Consider the following 21,140-nt stretch of genomic DNA (forward strand, 5'->3'; position numbering starts at 1 on the left):
ATATAGTCACAGAGGTGAACTGATGACTATTAATCAAGAAATCGAATATAAGCAACTACTGACACATAATCAATACGAAGCATTAAGAAATAGATATTTTAATACATTAAAACCTTTTACGCAAAAAAATCATTATATTGATACACCGGATTTCGCTTTAGCTGAACACTTGATGGCACTCAGAATTCGTGAAATTGATGACACGTATGAAATGACATTAAAAGTACCTGCTAAAGTAGGTTTAACTGAATATAATCACATGACTGAAGTCGTGCCAAAACAAGACATGCATCTTACACCTGACAAACTGCCAGATCCGATTCATTCTGTCTTACAAGAAACAGGTATAGATGTTACACAACTTTATGTATTAGGGGCATTAACTACCCACCGCATGGAGACAGAGATTGATGAAGGTCTCCTTGTACTAGATCATAGCGAATACCTTGGTACTGAGGATTTCGAGCTTGAATTTGAAGTGGAACAACCCGAAGAAGGTTTGAAGAAGTTTCAAGAAATCTTACAAGATTTCAATATTCAATCGTATATTCCTAAAAATAAAGTCGCTCGCTTTTTTGAAGTAAAAAACAAATAATCATTAAGCACAATTCGGTAGCACTCAGTCAAAAGTCGTATTACTTTTAATTGTAAAAATTCATGTTATATTAGATATATATTAAAGAAACAGGGTGAGAAAATGGCTTTGACACCTTACGAAGTAATAGGCCAAGAACGTCTATATCACATGATAGATTACTTTTATTCTCTTGTTGAACAAGATGAAAGAATCAACCACCTCTTCCCTGGTGATTTTGCGGAAACCAGTCGAAAACAAAAACAATTTTTAACGCAGTTTCTAGGAGGCCCAGCACTTTATACTGAAGAACATGGCCATCCGATGTTAAAAATGAGACATATGGATTTTCGCATAACAACCTTTGAACGAGATGCTTGGTTAGAAAATATGAATAAAGCGATTCAACATGCAGAGCTGCGTGCGGGTGTTGATGAATACCTATATGAAAGATTGCGATTGACCGCAAATCATATGGTTAATTCTGAAAATTAATTGTAGGTGAATGAGATGTCTGAAGAGTTAAAGTTAATATGTAATCATAGACAAGATGAAATGAACCTTTCACCTGTGAGCAAGATAGAAATTTATTCTTTCTTCGATCCGTTTGATGAAGATTGTTTTAAACTATCCGCAATACTATCTAAATTAAGAGTTGAATATAAACAATATATCCGTATTCGTCATATATTAAACCCATCCTTACGCATACTGACGAAGTGCCAAGCTCAAAGTAGTTCAGAAAACGATAATATCGCATTGGCATATAAAGCTGCTGAACTTCAAGGGCGTGCACGTGCAGAACGTTTTATTCATTTAATGCAGAATGAAATTATACCGAAACGTGATATTATCACTGAAAATATGATTGAAGCGTCTGCGAAGAATGCAGGTTTGGATTATGACGTATTCAAAGAAGATTTAAAGAGTGGAAAGCTCACTGAAAGTCTGAAAGTCGACTTGCATATTGCGAGAGAAATGGAAGTCGATCAAGCACCTTCTCTTGTCTTTTTCAATGAAGATGTAACCGAAGAAGGTTTAAAAGTCGAAGGCTTATATCCTTACCACATTTATACTTATATCATTAATGAATTAATGGGCACACCTATAGAAAAGGAATTACCGCCTAAACTTGAAACGTATATTCAAGAACAGCAATTCGTTACACTAGAAGAGTTACTAACAATCTATGAATGGCCGAAAAAATTGCTGCAAAAAGAATTGAAAAAACTAGCTTTACAACAAAAAATTGAAAAATTAAGCAGTCCAGAAGGAGAATTCTGGAAAGCTAAATAATAGCTCGAGTGGAACACTTGTCATTGCGACAAGTGTTTTTTTATTTTATTTAAACCCGCACAACCCAATCATATTCAATTGTTTTCATTTAATAAAATTATCAATTATTCTTATCACAAACTAGAAACCGATAGTAATATCAAATACTTAAAAACTACCCTATTTTTTAAATTCTTTTATGTTATATTAAAAATGAGATATTTCACAAATCAATTTTATTGAATGGAGGAATAGCAATTGAATATAGCAAAAACATTTTTCAAAAATGCTTCCATGTTGCTGCTTGCAGCCATCATGGTCATCAGCGGTGCATTGTCATACGTCACACAACAAACAACTACCGCAAATGCTTCATCCGATTCACTTAAAATTAAAGTTGATAACACCGATGTTCCGGGTCAAGCAAAACAAGAAGCGAAACAACACTTCTCAAGTTATGCACAAGCCCTTTCTCAAATTGATCGTTCCGGTAATAACGGAGAATTCAAACTCGGTCACTCCTTTAAAATCTACAAATTCAATGGCCAAGAGGATGGCAACTTCTACTACCCTGTTATGCAAGGCGACACAATTAAGTATATCCTCACTGTAACGCCTAAGAGTGAAAATGACGTACACGCAAATAAAAATAATGCCAACTATAGTGTGCGTATTTCAAAATTCATCTCTGACGAATTAAATCAATATCGCCAAAACAATACCCCTATTACAATATTCACAAATAAAGACGGTTACTACATTGAACATGACAAACGTTTAGATCTAGTCATGCAAACAAAATTACCAAATGATAAAACAAAACCGTCAACACCTGCAGTTCCGAATTTAGAATTAAAACAAACCGTTAATGCGACACAAACAGAAGCTACACACAGCAGTGTTGCGACTAAATATGTCAACTTACTACCTAACTTCCAAATTCGTGAACAACAAGGCAACAATGGTTGGTGTGCAGGTTATACAATGGTTGCATTATTAAACGCTACTAAAAACACAAGCCAATATAGAGCACAAGACGTTATGCATCAAATCCACCCCGGACTATCTGGTCAAGCATTCCAATTCACTGGTTTGACTGCAGATGAAATGATTCAATACGGCCGTGCTCAAGGTAAAAATACATCTTATTATAATGGAATGCCAAGTTTTAATATGGTAGACCAATATACTAAGGACAATAAGGGTATAGCAATACTAGGAAAACAAATTGAAGCGACTCAAGGTATGCATGCTGGACATGCAATGGCAGTTGTAGGTAACGCAGTTACTGCAGATAACCAACAAGTCATTGTATTCTGGAATCCTTGGGATCGTGATTATTCATTACAACCAGCAGACAGTAACGTGATTCCTGTGTCTAATGGTGACCATTACCACTGGTACGGTTCTGTTGTTGGTTTCTAAAAGGACGGATAGCTAATATGGAAACAACTAGTATTAATGTGAAATATCTCAACTCGTTATCTGATTCAGAAGAAACGCTGTTAAATCATTTCCAAGGAGAGTGGCTAAGTCAAGACGATACCCTCTCTTTAGATATACGTATACTTTATTCAATCCCAAGCACTTTAGAAGATGTTTATGAAATTAAATCTATCAGTACAACAGATGACGAAATCGCCTTAACGCCGACATCTGACTCAGATTTTGTCATTTGTTTAAAGAAAAAAGATTTACAACACGTCAGCTATCAAGTGATCAATGCTGATCGTATGGGCAGTTCTCAGCCTTATATTTTAGAAAAAGGTTAATCCTTATCTAAAATACATCTCTCTACACCTATCGCGCAATAAACAAGACGCCGGCAGTTTCATGGTAACCCCTACCATGACTGCCGGCGCTTTTCTATATGTATCTATAAAATTTTAAAATTCACTTTATTAAATTTAAGCATAAAAAAAACGCCGTGTCTGAATACACGGCGCTAAACAAAGGGGATGGGAGAAATTTTTCACTTCAAACAAAGGGGTATGTTTGTTATGTGATTAATTTCATGGTCATAATATACCACGTGCCAAACCCTATTTCAAGGCGCTTAACCCATGAAAACGTTTTTGTCACAAACTTGTCATATTGTAAACGATTTCACAAACTTTACGCTTTAATTAGTTTTTCAAATTCATCTAATTTCTGTTCAAACATTTTACATGCTTGTTCGATTGGTTCTGGTGTTGTCATATCTACACCTGCATTTTTTAAGATTTCAATCGGATAATTAGAGCTTCCTTTTTTCAAGAATTCATTGATATAACGATCTACTGCAGGTTTACCTTCATTTAAGATTTGATAACTTAAACTTTGTGCTGCACTGTAACCTGTCGCATATTGATAAACATAATAATTCATATAGAAGTGCGGAATACGTGACCATTCTTTACTGATATCTTCATCAGTTTCTACAATATCACCGAAGTATTCACGATTTAATTTCGCATATTCTTCATTCATACGATTTGCAGTTAGTGGTTCCCCTGCTTCTTCAATTTGGTGAATTTTATGCTCGAACTCTGCGAACATTGTTTGACGGAATAATGTCGCACGGAAACGTTCTAATTCTTGGTTTAATAAGAGCAATCTGCGCTCATCATCTAAATTTTTCTCCATATAATCACTCAACAATGCTTCGTTTGTTGTAGAAGCAACTTCTGCGACGAAGATTGAGTAATCACTATGATTAGATGGTTGGAATTTTCTGCTGAAGTAGCTATGCGTTGAGTGACCAAACTCATGAATCAATGTAAATAAGTCTGAGACTGTATCTGACCAGTTTAATAAGATGAATGGGTTTGTTAAATGTGCACCTGAAGAATAACCGCCTGAGCGTTTACCTTTGTTTTCATACACATCGACCCAACGATTATTTAAACCTTCTTTAACGACATCTAAATATTCATCACCCATTGGTTCTAAAGCTTTTAACATCCATTCCACAGCTTCATCATAAGGCATTTCAAATTTGATATCTTTCACTAATGGTGTGTAGAGGTCATACATTTTCATATCTTCTAAACCTAAAACATCTTTACGTAATTGAGTGTAACGATGTAATAATGGCAGATATTTGTGTACTGTTTTAACTAAGTTATCATAAACCGCTTCAGGAATATGGTTGTTGCTTAAAGCTTTTTCACGAGCAGTTTTATAATTGTGTGTACGCGCATTGAACACATGTTTTTTCACTTCACCTGTTAATGTCGCTGCTAAAGTATTGTTGTAAGCACCATAAGCTTTATATAAGTTTCTGAATGCTGAACGACGAAGTTCACGATCATCAGATTCTAAATATTTAATAAACGTACCTTGAGTTAATGGGTGTTTATTACCATCTTTATCTACCGCATCTTCAAATTCTAAATCTGCGTTACTGAACATACCATATACGTTAGATGGTGTTGATAAAGCATCTTGCGCTTCTGTTAATAATTTTTCTTTATCTGCACTTAAGACATGCGGACGTTCTTCATTAATTAATTTTAAATCAAAGGCATAACGTTCTAAGTCTTTATTTTCATCGATGAATTTTTGAATTGTCTCTTCATCAATTTGTAAGATTTCAGGTACTAAGAAACTCCAGCTTGAGCTTAATTTAATCGCAAGTTGATGCGCACGAGCTTCATAGCCAGTATATTTATCGTTGCCTGTATCTTGGTCTTGTTTTAAGTGTGCATAGACATAGACCTTTTCAAGTTCAGTTTCAATTTTATCTTCTAAAGCTAATGCTTCATATAGCGTTTCAGCGCTGTCCCCTAAGTGCCCTTTGAATTTCTCTTCAGCACCTAAATAGCCTTCTACTTCTTTAAACGCTGCTTCAAATGCTTCATCGCTTTCAAAGATTGTTGTTAGATCCCAAGTATACTCAGGATATTTTTGTTCTTGTTGTTCTCTTGTTAATTGTTGACTCATAAAAAAAGCCTCCTCTTATGCTAATGTCAATACTTAGATTTTCTCATTATTTCGTTTATTTTGCACGTCATTACCTCTATTAACTTGTATAGAAGAAACAATACAAATTCAAAACAAAACTTCTACACCTCAACGTTGTCATTCCATTTCCCAGGAAATAGAAAAAACCTGTCCAACAAGGACAGGTTTAATCAATTAAATTTATATTATGCTTCTGTTGTATCGTTAAAGAAACGACGTACTTGTGCAGTTACATTATGGCTCATAATGATTTTACCGTAGTCATTTAAATAAACTTCAGAATGATCACTTGGCGTTGCAAATTCTAACAATTGACTGTAGAAGTCATTGATTGTTTCTTCTACTACGCTGTCATCAAAATGAATTGCATAATAATATTCGTTATTCAACATATATAATAAATCTTCAAAGTCATCAGTTGGTTGATTATGGTGATGTGCATAATCAATGACAGATTCTAAATCTTCAAATTTAACAATAACTAAACGACCATTAGTACGACGTGGTTGTTGGAAACGATCTCTTGCTTGAGAGCGATTTGAACGTGATTGCTGTTTTTGTTCAGCTTCTTCATGTTCTTCTTCGAAAGTCTGTTCAAGCAATTCGTTTAATTGACGATCGAATTCACTGTTCATACTATCATCATTTAAGTTCATCATTTCTTCGTTTTTAGATTTAGAAATAGTGACTTCCACACCTTTTTCAAAAGCATGTACTTGAATCCATAATGGACCTTCAACTACAAAGTCTTCTTCTTCATTGATTTCTTCCATCATTGACCAGAAGAATTCTTCACCACGTTGACGGTTTGTCCATAAGTCTTCTCTTTTGAAACCTCTTGCTTCAATGTCACCATACGTTATGAAAAGTTTAACTGTTGTATCATCTACGCGCTCTATTCTCATATCATCTCACTCCTTACAGTCGATGAATAGCAATATCTAGACTTTAGACAAACTTTTCTAGAGTCTAGGCAGCGTCTACTTTGTCGACAACCTAGAATAGTACCCATATTGTATAAAAACGGTGTGCAAATTACAATTTATTTGTTTATAAAGGCATAACTGCTCTACCGTTGGCCTATTATAATAACATATTCCCTGAAAACACTCTATAAAAACTACTTATATCAGTAGTTGATCTTTTTTATTACATGCAAAAAGCCACAGTACTTTTGCACTGCAGCCCCTCACATTCATTTAATTGGATTTTAAATCCTATAAGTCTACCATACGTTGCGCTTCTTGTAGTTGGAACGTACGCACTTTTCTTGGTAAGAAACGACGAATTTCATCTTCGTTATAACCAACTTGTAAACGTTTTTCATCTAAGATAATCGGACGACGTAATAAGCCTGGGTTATCTTGAATAATTGTATATAATTCTTGTAGTGGTAATGAATCAATGTCCACGTTTAGTTTTTGATATGTTTTAGAACGAGTTGAAATAATTTCGTCTGTTCCGTCTTCTGTCATTTTTAAGATTTGTTTAATTTCATCAATTGTTAAGTGTTCTGAAAAAATGTTACGCTCCGTATACGGAATGTCATGTTCTTGTAACCATGCTTTCGCTTTACGGCAAGATGTGCAGCTTGGTGATGTGAATAGTGTTACCATACATCTCACTCTCCTATTTATCATGAATTAAATTCATTGATTTTGTTGATTTAGTTAAGGAATTTATCTAAAATCAAAACGCAGTACTCATCTATGTCCAAATAACTCGTGTTACTTTCAACTTAAACTTTGTCTACACGTTAAAATTTCCTTCTCTTAACTCTATGATTAAAGTATACCCTTTCAACATTAAAATTAAATGAGAAAAAAAGGATTATTTATAGAAAATTTAAAACATACCGAATTCTTGAGATCGAATAGCTAAAATGACGATAGCTTTTCAATATTTTGAATATAAAATGCCACACGGGTATGAGGTTAAAAATTTAGCTACATCTATATTTTAACACACATTACAAATATTTAAAATACTGCTATAATGAAACCATTACTATATTACGTAAGAAAGTGGGCATCTTAAATGGAAACTCTATTTTCAGGAATTCAACCAAGTGGAATTCCAACATTAGGCAACTACATCGGTGCACTTAAACAATTCAGTGAAGTCCAAGATGATTATAATTGTTTCTTCTGCATCGTAGATCAACATGCGATTACAGTACCGCAGGACAGACTGAAATTGCGTGAGCGCATCCGTCAATTAGCCGCAATTTACTTAGCATCAGGAATCGACCCAGAAAAATCAACATTATTTATTCAATCAGAGGTTCCTGCACACGTTCAAGCAGGATGGATGCTGACAACTATTTCTTCTGTAGGCGAATTAGAACGTATGACACAATTCAAAGATAAATCATCTAAACAAACAGAAGGTATCCCTGCTGGTCTTTTAACTTATCCGCCACTTATGGCAGCTGATATCGTACTTTACAATACGAATATCGTACCTGTCGGCGAAGACCAAAAACAACATCTTGAATTAACAAGAAATCTTGTAGACCGCTTCAACAGCCGCTACAACGATGTCTTAGTAAAACCAGAAGTACGTATGCCGAAAATCGGTGGTCGTGTCATGAGTCTTCAAGACCCTACTAAAAAAATGAGTAAAAGTGATGATAATACAAAAAACTACATCTCTTTATTAGACAATCCAAATACAGCAGCTAAAAAAATCAAAAGTGCTGTAACTGACTCAGATGGTATCATTAAATATGACAAAGATAATAAACCAGGTATCAGCAATCTTCTTTCTATTTATTCAAGCCTAACTGACGAATCATTCTCAGACCTTGAAAAACGTTATGAAGGCAAAGGTTATGGCGACTTTAAAGGTGATTTAGCAGAAGTCGTTAAAAACTTCTTAACAGAATTCCAAGAACGCTATAACGATTACTACCATTCAGATAAACTAGATGAAATCTTAGATCTTGGTCGAGACAAAGCTATTAAAGCTTCTTCACGTACATTACAAAAAATGGAAAATGCGATGGGCTTAGGCCGTAAACGCAAAAGATAAATAGTGACCTATTGAACAAGTGCTCTTGTGAGTGCTTGTTTTTTTATTCATAAGAAAAGCACCATTACTAAAAAAGTAACAGTGCTTAATCTTATTTATTCAATTATTTCAATTCTACTTTATCTAAGCTGTAATCAGGACCTACTTGATGATTTTCTAATCCTTTTACATTAGTTCTTAAAAGTTGAGCTAGACCACGTTGATACAATGGTACAACGTTACCACTTTCTAATACTTTATCTTCTGCTTGTTGTAAAGTTTTTAAACGTTCAGCAGGATTTTTAAGCGCTGTATCAGAGTTAGCTTTTTCTAATAAACCATCATATTCATCACTAGCATAACCAGTTTGGTTGTGTGGACTGTCTTTTTTGAATAAATCTAAGAATGTTGTTGGATCTGGATAGTCAGGAGCCCAACCAGCATATGAAATGTCATAGTTTTTCTCAGATTCTACTTTTAATTTTTGTTTGAATGGTAATTGTTTGATTTTTAAAGTCACACCAGGTAAGTTTTTCTCGATTTGTGCTTTCATAAATTCTGTTTCAGTAATTGCATTATCTTTGTCGTATGTTAAGAATTCAATTTCAAATTTATCTTTACCTAATTCTTTTTTAGCTTTTTCATAGTATGCTTTTGCTTCTTTAGCATCATAGCTTAAAGATGATTTAACGCCATCAGTGTAATCACGACCATCTTCTTTAACGATACCTTTTGCTGTTAATTTATCAGTCGCTGCAGAACCATTGTCTAATAATTTTTTAACGAATGTTTCTCTGTCGATTGATTTCGCAATAGCTTTTCTTAAGTTTTCATTTGCTAAGTCTTTATTCTTAGTTTCATTGACTCTTAAGAAGAAGACAGCTGATTCAGGTGTTGTTTTATAGTTTTTGTTGCCGTTATATTTTTTGATGTTTTCAGGTGTTAAACTTCTTACATAATCTAAATCTTTAGATTCAAACATATTCACTGCTGTTTGTGCTTCTTTAACAACTTTATAGTGAACTTTTTCTAATTTGATTTTGTCTTTGTTGTAGTATTTATCATTTTTAACTAAGTCCCAAGAGTCTTCATTTTTCCAATTTTCCAATTTGAATGGACCGTTGAAGATAACATCTTTGTCAGTTGTACCAAAATTTTTCTCATGGTCTTTGACGAATTTTTCATTTTGAGGTAAAAAACTACCGAATGCTAATAAAGCTTTCATATATGGTAAGTCTTTAACCAATTCAATTTTCAATGTGTGTTTGTCTACTGCTTGAACACCAAGTTCTTCTACTTTTTTCTTACCTTCAGTAATTTCTTTGGCATTTTTAATGTTTTCGAACATGTAAGCATATTCAGCAGCTGTGTCTTTGTTTACAGTTCTACGCCATGAATATACGAAGTCATCAGCTGTAACAGGATCACCATTAGACCATTTTGCATCGTCACGAAGTTTAATTGTCCATGTTTTACCATCATCTGATTTTTTAGGTTCGCCTTTCGCAAGTGCAGGGATAATTTCATCTCCTTTACCTACTTTATAAAGGCCTTCATAAATTTGTTCGAATTGTGTGAATGCAACAGCGTCAGTCGCTTTTGATGGATCTAATGTCGGGATATCTGCTGATTCCGCGATTTTCAATGTCTTTTCGTCTTTACCTGCGTTGCCTCCGCCACTAGAACATGCTGTCAATACTAAAAGCGACGACAGAATACCAGTAGCTATCTTAGCTTTCTTATTCATGTTGTTTCCTTCTTTCTGATGTAATTTATATTAATGAATTAATATACTAGAGTTGTTGTGCTAATGCTTTCGCTTTTTCTTCAGTACAATAAACAAAATGTTTATCTTTCACTTCATATAATTTCAACGCTTCAGAGCGTTTAAAGCCAATGTTGCTGTCATCTTCAGGATGATACTCAATTATTTGTCTTTGGCGTTCAATATTCGGATTTGAAATCGGAATAGCTGATAATAAAGATTTTGTGTATGGGTGAAGCGGATTTTTGTAAATTTCTTCCACATCTCCAAGTTCAACAATTTTACCTTTATACATCACGCCAATACGATCCGAAATGTATTTGACCATAGATAGATCATGAGCAATAAATAGTATTGTTAATCCCATGCTTTCTTGAAGCTCTTGAAGCAAGTTAACCACCTGAGCTTGAATAGAAACGTCTAATGCTGAAATAGGTTCATCAGCAATAATAAGCTTAGGATTCACTGCTAAGGCACGTGCAATACCGATACGTTGACGTTGCCCACCTGAAAATTCATGCGGATAACGATAAGCACTTTCTTTATTAAGACCTACTAATTCAAGCAGTTCAAACACACGTTGTTTTCTTTCTTCTTTTGATTGATGTAACTTTTGTACATCTAACCCTTCCGAGATAATATCGATAATTTTAAATCTAGGATTCAAAGAAGCATATGGATCTTGGAAAATCATTTGGACATTCTGTGTGAATTCCAGTTTTTCTTTTCGTGATTTTATTTTTTGAGAATCCTTACCTTCAAAGATAATTTCACCATCTGTTGCTTGATACAAATGCATAATCGTTCTGCCTAGTGTTGATTTCCCACAACCTGATTCACCAACAAGTACGAATGTTTCTCCTTTAAAAACCGTTAAGCTGACATCATCAACCGCTCTCACTTCATTCGGTTTACCGATATTAAAATACTTTTTGACATGTTTCACTTCTAAAATTGGCTCTGTCATGCTTTACTTTCCTCCTCTACTTGAAGAAGTAAAGGTTTTTCAAAAGTCTCTTCTTCAAACTCTTCATTCAACACTTTAACTGCATCAGGTACTTCAAATGCTGGTGTTGCTTCATGATATAACCATGATTTAGCATAATGTGTTTTACTGAATTGATATGTTGGCGGTGCTTGTTCAAAATCAATGTCCATCGCATAGTCGCTTCGTCTTGCGAATGCATCACCCACCGGTGGGAACATTAAATCTGGCGGCGAACCTGGAATTGAGGCTAATTTAACAGACTTATCAGTTTCCAAATGTGGCATTGAACCTAATAATCCCCATGTATACGGATGTTTTGGATCATAGAATATTTCATTCACTGTGCCATATTCTACAATTTCACCTGCATACATTACCGCTACTTTATCCGCAACATTCGCAACAACACCTAAATCATGAGTAATAAAGATGATGGAAGTTTTATATTCTTGTTGTAATGCTTTAAATAGTTCTAATATTTTTGCTTGAACTGATACATCTAGCGCTGTTGTCGGTTCATCCGCAATAATGATTTTAGGATCTAATATTAATGCCATTGCAATAACAATACGTTGACGTTGCCCACCTGAAAATTGATGCGGATAATAATTAAACCGTTTCTCCGCATTAGGTACACCCACGCTTTCAAGTACTTTGATAGCTTCTTGTTTGGCTTCGTTATGTCCTATCCCTTTATGTACTTTTAATAATTCGGTGATTTGCTTTCCAATTTTCATTGTTGGGTTCAATGCTGTCATTGGATCTTGGAAAATCATTGAGATTTCTTTACCTCTAATTGATTGCAGTTCTTTATTCGTTAAATCAACAAGATTTTTATTTTCAAAAATAACACTGCCTTCTTTGATTTTAGCTATTCTTGGTGGCAATAATTTTGTAATAGCTTTTGTTAATACAGATTTACCAGAACCTGATTCCCCTACAATTGCTAATGTTTCCCCTTCTTCTAAATTCAAGCTTACATTACGAACGGCTTGAACAACGCCATTGTCTAAATGAAAATCTATATATAAATTCTTGATTTCTAATATCTTATTCATATGTTACACTCCTGATGTTTATTCTGATTTAGGATCAAATGCATCTCGAATTCCGTCACTAAACAAATAGAAACAAAGTATTAATAGACTTAAAACAATCGCCGGAATAAACAATTGATACGGGAATGTTAATAAGAACTTTCTACCAGTATTCACAAGAGAACCTAAAGAAGCTTGTGGTGCTGGGATACCAAGTCCGATAAAGCTTAAAAATGCTTCGAAGAAAATTGCACTTGGTACTGTGAACATAGAGGTTACAATGATTGCTCCAGTTGCATTTGGTAAAATATGTTTGAAAATAATTTTTAAATTTGAAACGCCTAAAGAGCGTGCAGCTAATACAAACTCTTCATTTTTTAATTTCATAAATTGACCACGTGTAATACGACTCATCCCAATCCAACCTGTCACACTCATGGCTAAAATGATAGTCCATATCGATGGTTCAAAAATAAGCACAAATAAAATCAATACAATCAAGTTAGGAATCGAGCTTAATATCTCAATTAAACGTTGTAAGAATAAATCTGTTTTACCGCCAAGATAACCTGATATCGCCCCATAGGTCACTCCGATTGTGACATCCATAAAAGCGGCTACTAAACCGATAAAGATTGAAATTTGTGTACCCTTCCATGTTCTCGTCCAAATATCGCGACCTAAATTATCTGTACCGAACCAATGGTATTTTTCAACATGTTGTTCTGCATATAAATCACGACCACTCGCGTCCTTACCATCAAACGGTAAAAATGACACTTTATCTAAGCCTTGTATTTTAGGCGGTAAATTGGCACTGTTTGTATCTTGTTCATAATACGTATATGAACTAACAAGTGGCCCTATTAGTGCAAATAATACGAGTATGATTAATCCGATCATGCCGTAAAAAGCTGCTTTATTTTTACGAATTTGCAACCAGACATGCTTAGCTGTCGAATGATATTCTCTTTCATTTTTCTCAATATCGTTCACATCAATCGTTCTGAATCTGAACTTCGATAAATCAACACGCTTTAGTTCATTTGATGACTTAGTCTCTGATGATAATTGCGTCATGATTCTTTACCTCCTTGTGTTCTGATTCGTGGATCGATAATGCCATAAAGAATATCTACAACAAAAATTGAAACTACAAATAAGAAACTGAATAATAATGTCAATGCCATAATAACTGGATAATCATTAGTTTGAATTGATCTTACAAATTGATCACCAATACCTGGTATGGCAAAAATTGTTTCAATTGTAAGCGTTCCTGTTAAAACGCTGGCTAACATTGGAATTGCAACCGTTACAAGTGGAATTAAAGTATTACGTAACGCGTGCACAAATAAAATTCTTGGTTCTGATAATCCTTTAGCTCTTGCTAATAAAATATAATCAGAACTCAACACTTCAATCATTTCTGATCTGATATACCTTGCAATAACTGCTATCAATCCTAGTCCTAACGAAGCAGTCGGTAATACAGCAGACTCTAATGATGTCCATCCACTAACTGGGAAAATTGCTAATTTCACTGCCAAGAAATATTGCAGCAATACAGCAAGTACAAAAGCAGGAACCGAAATGGCAAAGACTGTAATAACAGTAGATGTATAATCAATCCATGTATTCTTTTTAAATGCTGAAATCAATCCGAATAAGATACCGAATATTACAGCAACAATCATGGCATACAATCCAATTTCCATTGAAGGCCCTAAACGGGGTTGTATAAGAGACCAAACCTCTTTATTATCGTATTGAAAAGATACTCCGAAATCTCCTTTGATTACTTTTCCTAAATAATGTACATATTGAACAGGCAAACTATCGTTCAAACCATATTTTTCATTAATAATCGCTTTCTGCGCAGCACTCAGCTTTTCATCGTTAAATGGAGATCCTGGCATCAGTTTCATTAAGAAAAATGTGATAGACATAATTAAAAAAAGCGTGATGGCCATAAAGCCTATTCTTTGTAGTATATACTTAATCATGTTGTTCACTCTCTCGCTTGTATTTTCTGAATCTTTTGATAAGCGTATTATACCCACTTTCTTGGTTTAGTGCAATAAAGATTTTTATTTCATTAGTAATAAAAATACACTATAATAATTGCATATCATATCGAAGAGGTGGCTTGGCTTTGCAACCAAAAATCTATAAAATTTCAATCTCAATTATTTTAATTGCATATAGTTTGATTAGCTTGTTTGTCTATTTTAATGAATCACTTAATTCTCTTTTATTCGTATGTTCATTTTTAATATTTGCTTTACTTGTTATAAAACCATTGATTTTTAACGGTTCCTTACATCTTTTAAACTACGTTTTTAGTCGATTTAATTCAAAAATCAGTAAAAAGAAACAATCTAAAATACCTGATACCTTGTTTGATCATTACAAGAAAGTCTCTCAAATTAGAAAACCTAATTACTTTTGGATTTTAATCAGTCTTAGTTTCTTTATTGCTACTATTTTTATTGCTTTATTTCATTCTCATTGATTTAGAAAAGCATTTCTTATTTTATCTTTCTTGCCTTGAACAATCTAAATAGTAATACCTCTATTAACTTAAATGTTATATAATAACGATATAAAATGAATGAGAGGTGTAGCACATGCTTTCTACAATAATAAGAACAGTAGCTTGTATCGCAGCAACGATTTATGTGGGGTATAGTCTTTTTGTACATTACGATATGGTTATTAACACAATTTTATTTATTGGTTCATTTATCGTTTTTGCATTCTTTGTGGGTGTTTCATTGATTAAAAACGGTAACCTTCCGTTCTTTCATAATGCTCAACAACGTGCTGAATCTATCGGTACGAATTACTTTTGGATTTACGCGAGTTTGACTTTTTATATCGGTACAGTTTTTATTGCGGTTTTCCATGCGCTATAAGTAAAAAAAACAGCACCAGTACATTAATTTTCTTGTACTGGTGCTATCTTTATTAGTTTGCTTCTAACTATTGATAAATCTTACTGCCTTGTTCTACGAAATCTTTCGCTTTTTCTTTCATCGCATCTTGTCTTTCTTGCTCATCAAAATGATGTTGACGTAAATCATGAGAAATACGCATTGAACAGAATTTAGGTCCGCACATACTACAGAAGTGTGCAACTTTTGCTGACTCTTTTGGTAAGGTTTCATCATGATATTCACGCGCACGCTCTGGATCTAAAGATAAATTGAATTGGTCAATCCAACGGAATTCAAAACGTGCTTTACTAATTGCATCATCACGTTCTGATGCACCTTTCAAGCCTTTCGCTAAATCTGCCGCATGTGCTGCAATTTTATAAGTAATTACACCTTCACGTACATCGTCTTTATTTGGTAAACCTAAGTGTTCTTTAGGTGTAACATAACAAAGCATTGCGGTACCATGACTTGCGATTTGTGCTGCTCCGATGGCAGATGTGATATGGTCATAAGCTGGTGCGATGTCTGTTGTAAGTGGTCCTAATGTATAGAACGGTGCTTCTTTACAGTAAAAATCTGCTAAATCTTGGTTTTCTTTGATTTTATGCATTGGAATATGTCCTGGACCTTCAATCATAACTTGAACATCATGTTTCCAAGCGATATCTGTTAATTCACCTAATGTTTTTAATTCTGAAATTTGGCTTTCATCGTTCGCATCATAAATTGAACCTGGTCTTAATCCATCTCCTAAAGAGACCGCAATATCATAACGATTTAAGATTTCACAAATATCATCAAAGTATTCATATAAGAAGCTTTCTTCGTGATGCGCTAAACACCATTGCGCCATAATAGAACCTCCACGGGAAACAATGCCTGTTAAACGATCAACAGTTAATGGAACATAACGTAGTAATACACCTGCATGGATAGTAAAGTAGTCTACACCTTGTTCTGCTTGTTCAATTAATGTGTCACGATAGATTTCCCATGTTAAATCTTCCGCAATACCATTCACTTTTTCCAATGCTTGATAAATTGGAACTGTACCTACAGGAACAGGTGAATTTCTTAATAAATATTCACGTGTCGCATGAATGTTTTTACCTGTAGATAAATCCATAATTGTATCTGCACCCCAGTGTGTAGCCCATACTAATTTTTCAATTTCCGCTTCAATCGATGAAGACACTGCAGAATTACCGATATTCGCATTAATTTTTACTTGGAAGTTTTTACCAATAATCATCGGTTCAGATTCAGGATGGTTCACGTTATTAGGAATAATTGCGCGACCTCTCGCAATTTCATCTCTGACAAATTCTGGTTCGACACCTTCGCGTGCAGCTACAAATTTCATTTCTTTTGTGATGATACCTTGTTTTGCATAATACATTTGTGTCACACGTTTACCTTCTTGTGCACGTTTAGGCTGATATTTAAATGGCGTTTCAACGAATTTATGATGACCTTCTTTTTTAAAGCCATTATCAATCGATTGCACCTTACGTCCTTCATATACTTCTATATCTTCACGCGCTTCAATCCAGTTAGAACGTAATTTCGGAATACCTTTTTGGACGTCTACTTCATAACCTTCTTCGTGATATACACCCGCTGTATCATACACTGTAAGAGGTTCGTTCTTTTGTGTGCTATAATCTGTCACCGTATCACTGAGTTCAATTTCACGAAACGGCACACGAATATCTTCATCTGCCCCTTGTTTAAAGACACGTCTGCTTGCTGGAAAACCTTTTTTCAATTCAATTTCTTCTTGTTTCATAAAATAATTCCTCCCTGCATCATTGCTAGGAGGCCTATAAAACATCAAGACAAGACAAATAAGAAAACGCATTCATAATTTTATGAATGCGTAAGGATTTTATACATATACAACTAAAAATAAACATATCTCTATGTCCATCTATCGTCATATTGAATTTCTGTTTCTTAATCATCTATGTACGCTTCCCTACGCTAGTACTAACTAGATCAGGTTCAAAGGGTTGATGGTATATCTTTCAGCCATTTCGGCACCCCTAGCAATGAGATATTTAATTTACATTTTTATACTAACATTCAACAATCTATTATACAAGTCAATGTGCGGTATCACATTTTAAAAGTCATAGTTATGTTATTAAGTTAAGTGTTTTCTCATTCTATTTAATGTAATCATTGAGGCTTTTGCTTCACCCGCTTTTTCATAACCTAACTTTTGATATAGAGCATTTGCTTTGTAATTGATTTGATTTACAGTTAGCGAAATCTTATTAAATCCTGCTGCTTTAGCTTTATGTTCCGCTTCTTCTAACAAAGCTTGTCCGACACCTCTACGTTGAAACTCGGATGAAACAGATAACATACTGACATGATACTCATCATCTTCACCCTCTTGCATACAAATTAATGACAAGATAGATTGATAATAATTCAAAATATGCGGAAACACAAAAATGTGTTTTAACAAAGCAATTTGAATGACTGTCGAAACTAAACTTCGTTCTAAGTCACGATATGGCATACATGTCATCAACCCTGCTACTTTATCATTAATCGTTGCTTGAAGTGTATGTTCATAGCTGAAGCGATTCTTTTTCTTGCGATACATTTTCTGCATATAGTGTTCAATTAATCGGTCATTCTGACTCCCTAACATCGCATGACACATATCACCAATCGCGACATAGCTTAAATGTCCAGCTTGATCAAAATCACGTGATGCTGAAGTTATTTTTATAGTATCATTCACGCTTAGCGCTCCTTTTTTCTAGTTTGTTGGTGCAAGTTGTCTTACTGTATTCATACGCAATTTATGATTTGGAATCGGCATGTGCAACATCCACTCATCAATCATATGCTTCCTATTAATTTCATCTAACTTGCTTTGGACTTCTTCCTTATTCCCACTAATAATATGCATACGTTTTTCTGTCACTTCAAATTTTTCATCAGTTTGTGATAAATAATCATCAACTTGTGCTTTAGTATTTAAAACCGTGCGTCTGCCATCTTTAGAAATCAATTCAAAATGACGTTGTGAAAATCGAAATGGTAATTGATTATCACCAACTGCTGTAACCATTGCGGGTATACTTACAATAAAGCGTCCTTCTGGGAAGCGTGATTTATAAGCCTCTAAAGCCTCCTCTAGCGCTTCTTGTTCAGCGTTAATAAAGAATGCATAGATGACACCAACTTTAGCTTCTGCAGCTTGTATTACTGAATTTAAACTCGTGCCCAGTAAATATACAGGTACACTTGAGGTCTCACTTTGACGTTTGGACGTTTTTAATCCTGCGTATTTAGATGAATTATCAAAATTTTGAGTGTTCAAGCGATTCAATATCTCAAATTTCTCATCAAATGAAAAGTAGTTCTCTTTCAACTCTTCTTTTAAGATCTCAGTTACCTTAGGATATCCTCCTGGTGCTTTTCCTACCGCCAAATCTACACGATGGTTAGATAATTCATCCATTAAATGAAATTGTTCGATTATTTTAAGCGGATGATAATGCTGCAACATAACACCACCAGAACCTATGCGTAGATTTTTAGTTTGATTCAATAAATGCATCGTTAAGATTTCTGGAGATGTTCCAATCACATCTTTCAAATTATGATGTTCTGCGACTAAATAACGTGTATATCCTAATTGATCTGCAAGTTGCGCAAGTTCTATCGTTTGTTTTAAAGCTTCTTGTGACGTTTGATTTTTAGTAATGGGCGTTTGGTCTAATATACTGACCGGCAACATATAACCCTCTCCTGTTCTTGTCTCTCTTACTTGTCATGCTAGGGTTAAGCGTACATAAAGTCAAAGACTACGATTTTCTTAAATTATGCATAAAGAAAAACACGGCCAAAACTGACCGTGTTTCAATATTTAAATCCCCTTATTGTGTGAAAAATTATCCCTTTGTTTATTACTCTTTATCTTTCTTTTTCTTACCTGTTTTTCTATCGATATCTTTATCGATGTAGGCTGTTTTCAATGAATCTCTACCACCAACTTGGTGATAAACTACACCTTTAATTTGTGGATTTTTCAAGTAAGCTCTACCTTGTTGATAAAGTGGTGCAACTGGTGCTTCTTTCAACATTAATTCTTCTGCTTCTTTCAATTTATTAATTCTCTCTTTTGGATTCTTTAATAAAGGTCCATTAGCTTCTTTTAACATATCATCATACTGTTTACTGCCCCAATCTGTATTGTTTTGAGCATTTCCAGTAGTCATAATGTCTAAGAAAGTCATCGGGTCTGGATAGTCTGGTCCCCATCCAGATAGAGACATAGAATAATTCATTGATAATTCAGCTGTGACACGCTGTTTGAATGGTAATTGTTTAATATTGACAGTTACACCTGGTAAGTTTTTCTCCATTTCAGACTTGATAAATTGTGCTGAAATTTTTGCTGATGCTGTATCTTGAGTATTTAAAGTGAATGTGAATTCATCTTTACCAAGAGCCTTCTTCGCTTTTTCAAGATGTGCTTTAGCTTCTTTCGGATTATATTTCAATGGAGATTTTACCAATGAAGCATAATCTTTACCATCTTCAAGAATAGCTGTTTTCTTAGCTGTAAAGCCATCAAATGGTGCAGATCCATTATTTAAGACTGTATCAACGTAATCTTTTTTGTTGATAGATTGTGCTACTGCATAACGCATATCTTTGTTTTTAAATTCTTTTTGTTCTTTTTCATTGAGTTTCAAGAAGAACGTAGAAGCAAATAGTCTTTTGAACAGTGCAGGATTCTTTTCGTATTTATCTACCTGTTCAGAAGTTATTTCCGTAACATCTGCTGAACCCGTATCATATAAAGAAGCACCTGCTTGTTGGTCTTTTAGAATTTTATAGCTGACTTTATCCAATTTAACTGCTTTTTTGTCCCAGTAATCTTCATTTTTTTCTAAAAGAATTTTATCTTCTACTTTCCACTCTTTCACTTTGAATGGACCGTTATAGACAACTTTGTCAGCAGTTGTCCCATATCTCTTGCCATACTTTTTCGCAACTTTTTCATTTTGTGGCATGTATGTACCAAACGCTAGCATTTGATCAAAATATGGTAACGGTTTAGTTAGTTCAATTTGAAGTTTATATTTATTTAAAGCTTTAACGCCTAATTTATCGGGAGACATTTTACCTTCATTTATCTTCTGAGCATTCTTTAAATCATACATAATATATGCATATTCAGATGCTGTTTCAGGTTTCAATGCTTTTCTCCAAGCAAAGACGAAGTCATGTGCAGTAACTGGATCGCCATTTGACCACTTCGCATCTTTTCTAAGTTCAATCGTTAAAGTTTTACCGCCATTACTTTTTTTCGGCTTTTCTTTAGCAACACCTGGCTGGATTTTATCTTCTCCATCCAATGTATATAAACCTTCAAATACTTGGTTATATGTGTTGAATGAAACTTCATCAGAAGCTAATACACTATCTAATGTACTCATATCTTGAGAAATAACTTCTCGATAAACTTGCCCTTTATCATCATAAATACCGCCGCCTTGACTGCACCCACTGAGTATGAGGGCTGCTGCAGCAAGCATCATGGCTAATGAAATTAATTTTTTCTTCATCG

19 protein-coding genes and 1 riboswitch are annotated in these 21,140 nt (G+C 34.3%); of the genes, 7 read left to right on the forward strand and 12 right to left on the reverse strand.

Features of this window, described 5'->3' with window-relative positions; translation table 11 throughout:
• Window positions 1-22 precede the first annotated feature (22 nt).
• From HMPREF2603_RS06555 to HMPREF2603_RS06575, 5 genes are all read left to right on the forward strand, one after another.
• A complete protein-coding gene (locus HMPREF2603_RS06555) occupies window positions 23-595 on the forward strand; it encodes a CYTH domain-containing protein (protein ID WP_060803850.1) in 573 nt (190 codons plus the stop codon).
• 102 nt (window positions 596-697) lie between these two features.
• Window positions 698-1,069: a truncated hemoglobin YjbI gene (locus tag HMPREF2603_RS06560; protein ID WP_070502004.1), complete on the forward strand. Its 372-nt coding sequence runs from the start codon at window positions 698-700 to the stop codon at window positions 1,067-1,069.
• Window positions 1,070-1,084: 15 nt separating this feature from the next.
• Window positions 1,085-1,870 (forward strand): protease adaptor protein YjbH, encoded by a 786-nt coding sequence (gene yjbH, locus HMPREF2603_RS06565; RefSeq protein ID WP_060803849.1) that lies wholly within the window; start codon window positions 1,085-1,087, stop codon window positions 1,868-1,870.
• Window positions 1,871-2,107: 237 nt separating this feature from the next.
• Complete coding sequence (locus HMPREF2603_RS06570) at window positions 2,108-3,274, forward strand: C47 family peptidase (protein WP_060803848.1); 1,167 nt, start codon at window positions 2,108-2,110, stop codon at window positions 3,272-3,274.
• 17 nt (window positions 3,275-3,291) lie between these two features.
• Window positions 3,292-3,621 carry a hypothetical protein gene (locus HMPREF2603_RS06575; RefSeq protein WP_002481954.1) on the forward strand — a complete coding sequence of 110 codons (330 nt, stop codon included), beginning with the start codon at window positions 3,292-3,294 and terminating at the stop codon, window positions 3,619-3,621.
• A gap of 343 nt (window positions 3,622-3,964) precedes the next feature.
• On the opposite strand, the gene pepF is transcribed toward HMPREF2603_RS06575, so the two are convergent.
• The 3 genes from pepF to spxA form a co-directional block, all read right to left on the reverse strand.
• Window positions 3,965-5,773, reverse strand: a complete 1,809-nt coding sequence (pepF, locus tag HMPREF2603_RS06580) for an oligoendopeptidase F (RefSeq protein WP_023015808.1) — start codon at window positions 5,771-5,773, stop codon at window positions 3,965-3,967.
• Window positions 5,774-5,979: 206 nt separating this feature from the next.
• Window positions 5,980-6,699, reverse strand: a complete 720-nt coding sequence (gene mecA, locus HMPREF2603_RS06585; RefSeq protein WP_002481952.1) for an adaptor protein MecA — start codon at window positions 6,697-6,699, stop codon at window positions 5,980-5,982.
• Between the two features lie 312 nt (window positions 6,700-7,011).
• Entirely contained in the window at window positions 7,012-7,410 is a 399-nt protein-coding gene (gene spxA / locus HMPREF2603_RS06590) for a transcriptional regulator SpxA (protein WP_002481951.1), read from the reverse strand.
• Window positions 7,411-7,831: 421 nt separating this feature from the next.
• Here spxA and trpS point away from each other — a divergent pair, with 421 nt between their 5' ends.
• Entirely contained in the window at window positions 7,832-8,827 is a 996-nt protein-coding gene (gene trpS / locus HMPREF2603_RS06595) for a tryptophan--tRNA ligase (RefSeq protein WP_002481950.1), read from the forward strand.
• 103 nt (window positions 8,828-8,930) lie between these two features.
• On the opposite strand, the gene HMPREF2603_RS06600 is transcribed toward trpS, so the two are convergent.
• Genes HMPREF2603_RS06600 through opp3b form a run of 5 tightly spaced genes read right to left on the reverse strand, consistent with a single transcriptional unit; the run spans window position 8,931 to window position 14,602 of the window.
• Complete coding sequence (locus tag HMPREF2603_RS06600) at window positions 8,931-10,553, reverse strand: peptide ABC transporter substrate-binding protein (protein ID WP_060803847.1); 1,623 nt, start codon at window positions 10,551-10,553, stop codon at window positions 8,931-8,933.
• A 46-nt stretch (window positions 10,554-10,599) separates the two neighbouring features.
• Window positions 10,600-11,538, reverse strand: a complete 939-nt coding sequence (locus HMPREF2603_RS06605) for an ABC transporter ATP-binding protein (RefSeq protein ID WP_060803846.1) — start codon at window positions 11,536-11,538, stop codon at window positions 10,600-10,602.
• A complete protein-coding gene (locus HMPREF2603_RS06610) occupies window positions 11,535-12,617 on the reverse strand; it encodes an ABC transporter ATP-binding protein (protein ID WP_060803845.1) in 1,083 nt (360 codons plus the stop codon). The genes HMPREF2603_RS06605 and HMPREF2603_RS06610 overlap by 4 nt, the downstream gene beginning before the upstream one ends.
• A gap of 18 nt (window positions 12,618-12,635) precedes the next feature.
• Window positions 12,636-13,676: an oligopeptide ABC transporter permease gene (gene opp3C / locus HMPREF2603_RS06615; RefSeq protein WP_057510797.1), complete on the reverse strand. Its 1,041-nt coding sequence runs from the start codon at window positions 13,674-13,676 to the stop codon at window positions 12,636-12,638.
• Window positions 13,673-14,602: an oligopeptide ABC transporter permease gene (gene opp3b / locus HMPREF2603_RS06620; RefSeq protein WP_060803844.1), complete on the reverse strand. Its 930-nt coding sequence runs from the start codon at window positions 14,600-14,602 to the stop codon at window positions 13,673-13,675. Before opp3b ends, opp3C begins: the two co-directional genes overlap by 4 nt.
• A gap of 624 nt (window positions 14,603-15,226) precedes the next feature.
• Between opp3b and HMPREF2603_RS06630 the strand changes: the two genes are divergently transcribed.
• The gene (locus tag HMPREF2603_RS06630) at window positions 15,227-15,514 is read left to right on the forward strand and encodes a hypothetical protein (protein WP_002481949.1); all 288 of its coding nucleotides are present in this window, start codon (window positions 15,227-15,229) and stop codon (window positions 15,512-15,514) included.
• A gap of 67 nt (window positions 15,515-15,581) precedes the next feature.
• Here the strand turns inward: HMPREF2603_RS06630 and thiC are convergent, their stop codons facing one another.
• The 4 genes from thiC to HMPREF2603_RS06650 form a co-directional block, all read right to left on the reverse strand.
• Entirely contained in the window at window positions 15,582-17,327 is a 1,746-nt protein-coding gene (thiC, locus tag HMPREF2603_RS06635) for a phosphomethylpyrimidine synthase ThiC (protein WP_060803842.1), read from the reverse strand.
• Window positions 17,328-17,496: 169 nt separating this feature from the next.
• Window positions 17,497-17,595: riboswitch (TPP riboswitch) on the reverse strand.
• An 89-nt stretch (window positions 17,596-17,684) separates the two neighbouring features.
• A complete protein-coding gene (locus HMPREF2603_RS06640) occupies window positions 17,685-18,296 on the reverse strand; it encodes a GNAT family N-acetyltransferase (RefSeq protein WP_060803841.1) in 612 nt (203 codons plus the stop codon).
• 18 nt (window positions 18,297-18,314) lie between these two features.
• Window positions 18,315-19,301 (reverse strand): MsnO8 family LLM class oxidoreductase, encoded by a 987-nt coding sequence (locus HMPREF2603_RS06645; RefSeq protein ID WP_060803840.1) that lies wholly within the window; start codon window positions 19,299-19,301, stop codon window positions 18,315-18,317.
• 169 nt (window positions 19,302-19,470) lie between these two features.
• Window positions 19,471-21,138 (reverse strand): peptide ABC transporter substrate-binding protein, encoded by a 1,668-nt coding sequence (locus HMPREF2603_RS06650; protein ID WP_060803839.1) that lies wholly within the window; start codon window positions 21,136-21,138, stop codon window positions 19,471-19,473.
• Between the last annotated feature and the right edge of the window lie 2 nt (window positions 21,139-21,140).

Origin of the sequence: Staphylococcus sp. HMSC055C03, from assembly GCF_001809385.1 — a bacterium.
Taxonomy (GTDB): Bacteria; Bacillota; Bacilli; order Staphylococcales; family Staphylococcaceae; genus Staphylococcus; species Staphylococcus simulans.